At 54.4% G+C, this 2,705-nt stretch carries 3 protein-coding genes and 1 pseudogene; 3 read left to right on the top strand and 1 reads right to left on the bottom strand.

All coding sequences use genetic code 11. The annotated features are described in order from the left end of the window. The first annotated feature begins 286 nt into the window (after positions 1-286). Positions 287-523: a DUF1778 domain-containing protein gene (locus Q1B15_RS16190; RefSeq protein WP_299755573.1), complete on the top strand. Its 237-nt coding sequence runs from the start codon at positions 287-289 to the stop codon at positions 521-523. 85 nt (positions 524-608) lie between these two features. Next, positions 609-1,061: a GNAT family N-acetyltransferase gene (locus Q1B15_RS16185; protein WP_299755570.1), complete on the top strand. Its 453-nt coding sequence runs from the start codon at positions 609-611 to the stop codon at positions 1,059-1,061. 499 nt (positions 1,062-1,560) lie between these two features. Here the strand turns inward: Q1B15_RS16185 and Q1B15_RS16180 are convergent. Continuing rightward, a pseudogene (locus Q1B15_RS16180) lies at positions 1,561-2,235 on the bottom strand (IS6 family transposase). A gap of 158 nt (positions 2,236-2,393) precedes the next feature. On the opposite strand from Q1B15_RS16180, the gene Q1B15_RS16175 reads away from it, so the two are divergent. Next, positions 2,394-2,705, top strand: a 312-nt coding sequence (locus tag Q1B15_RS16175; RefSeq protein WP_299755568.1) for a UvrD-helicase domain-containing protein, incomplete at its 3' end; no start/stop codon positions are given.

Here is a 2,705-nt window from a genome sequence, read left to right as displayed (position 1 = left end):
GCATTGGTGCGCCAGCCTTTCTTGGCTCCGCGAGCATCCAGACCTTCGGCGCGTGCCGCAGCCTGCAGTTGCTCCTGCCTGACCACCCGGCGCAGCGCTTCGCGCTTTAGATCGCGATCAAGCGAAGCCCGCTCGCGCTGTTCGGTTTTTTCCATCGCCTTTTCACCCCCAGCAAGCGTGCTTTGCTCAAGGCGATAAGAAGGCTACAATGTTGGCGTTTGAAGACACCACGGTGGCGGTCGACGAGCCCAAAAGCGCTCGTCTGGAAGCCCGTCCATAACCATCTGTGAAAGACACGATCAATCGCGCAGCCACGCTGAACGGAGTAGATGTCAGTTCTTTTGTCGTGAGCGCCGCGTACAATGCGGCTCGATCGACGATTGAAGCACACAAAGTTACGGTGATTGAAAGTGAGGCGGACAGGAAGGCGTTTTTCGACGCTTTGGACAACCCGCCCAGACCAACCAAGCGTTTGGTCGACGCCTTTGCATTGCGAAAGAAACTCATTTCGAATGCCGAGTAAGACCGAAGATCAACCACCGTTCACAATTCAGCCGTTCAATCCCAAGACCCATGATCGAGCGGCTTTTTCTTGTGGCATTCCGCAGATGGACAATGACCTGAAACTAAATGCAAAAAAGGGCAGAAAGGCGGATGTTGTCCGCGTTTGGGTGTTCATCGGCGCCATAAGTAACATCGGTGGCTTCTACGGCATCAACATGCATGCCATCAACGTAAAGGAAATGCCTGGCTCCTATCAAAAGAAGGCGGGAAAACACGGCCTGCTGCCAGCTGCCTTCATTGCGATGATCGTGGTCGATGAGACCCAGCAAGAGAACGGGATCGGTAGCGCTCTGGTCACCGATGCATTGAGCCGGATCGCACGAGTTTCCGATGAACTTGGTACATGTGTTATCATTTTAGACGTGTTCAATGACGGTGATGCCGACACCGTTGCACGGCGCAAAACATACTGCGAGGCATTTGGATTCCTTCCCTTGCCTGACCAACCTCTCCGTCTCTTTATGCCAGTTCAAACGGCACGAGAACTGGCAGGCTGAGATGACGGATCAGGAGGAAGAATTCCATGACGACAATATGGCGGATGAAGATCAGAGTTTCCGCTCACATACTGAGATCGCACCGGACGAACTGACGACTGCGCTTCACTCTCTCGAGTTACTAGGCAGAGATTAGGCCTGCAGGTCACCAATCTGACGGTCATCTACCAATTTATCATGGGCGTCGAGCACCACACACTTCAGGAATACATTCGGACCGACAGAACACCTCCGGAAGCCATGTTTTTGAATGCACAATCTCAAATGTGGATTTTTGCGGCCTATGAGCTCCTTCGAACATGGAGAGCACGCGCCAAGGACATTATTAAGTGGGCGGAGAATGGCGGTTTGGAGATGAAGGCAAAAAGTCTCGAGGAGGACCAGGGTTTTAGGCACCGTAAAGTTAATACGGTCGTGCGAAAGATGTCTAACGCCCTTGACCTCACACGGCTGAAACTTGTGCAGTTTCACGCCACGTATGCATAGCGATCGATCGCATTTATCGGAAACTGGCTGATGTCCTTTCGTGGCCAGGCAGGTGGAACAAGTTGGCAATCGGGTCGTGGATGGAAACGAAACGTTGCAGGTGCCTGACGGATTTGAACCTCTTCATAATCCTCTCTCGCCGTCGCGTGGGCTGATGGGAGTTCTCGGCTCGACTATTCAAACCCTTGTGTGACCGATGCTCGACATCGGGCATGATCTGCCCCTTCGCGGCCGCGTAAGAGCGCACCTTGTCGGTGATCATGACCCGTGGCGCAGCCCCTTGCCGCTTGAGCAGCTTTTGCATCAACCGCCTGGCTGCTTTGGTATTGCGGCGACTTTGTACCACCACATCGAGGACAAAGCCGGGCTGATCGACTGCGCGCCAGAGCCAGTGTTTCTTGCCACGAATTGTGATGACAACTTCGTCGAGATGCCATTTGCTATCGAACTGACCAGCAGAACTGCGGCGGATATTTCCGGCAAACTGGCGCCCGAATTTCTCCGCCTAAATGCGGATCGTCTGGTGTGACACGATGATTCCACGTGCCGCCAGCAGATCCTCGACCATGCGCAGGCTGAGCGGAAAGCGAACATACTGCCAGACCGCGTGAGCAATCACATCTGGTGGAAAACGGTGGTGGCGGTACATTGACCTTCGAGCAGATTTGGTCGTGTGGCCCAATCGCATATCCTCAAGCACCGCGCATTAACTTTACGGTGCCATGGCACCTGTAGACGCTCGCACGAATGCTTTGCTCCCTATGAGGCGTGACTAATCTGTTCCCTTTTCGTTCTACTCCAGCTACCGTTGTGCGATTAAACGGCAATTGCAGGTTGGGCAGCCCAATGGACACGGCATATCTGGATAAGTTGAACGACAACCAGCGTTCAGCAGCAACGTTTGGCTTGGCAGCGGATGAACTGTCGCCCCCTTTGTTGGTTATTGCAGGTGCGGGTTCCGGCAAAACCAGCACTCTTGCGCACCGTGTCGCCCATCTTCTTGTGCTCGGTGCAGACCCTCGCCGGATCTTACTCATGACTTTCTCTCGCAGAGCCGCGACCGAATTGGCCCGCCGTGTTGAGCGGATCACCACTCAGGCCATGGGAACGGGATATGCTGCCGAAGCGCTCACCTGGGCCGGGACGTTCCATGGGGTC

The sequence above is a fragment of the uncultured Boseongicola sp. genome, from assembly GCF_937988555.1.
Taxonomy (GTDB): domain Bacteria; phylum Pseudomonadota; class Alphaproteobacteria; order Rhodobacterales; family Rhodobacteraceae; genus Boseongicola.
This window is presented reverse-complemented; position numbering and strand designations above follow the sequence as displayed.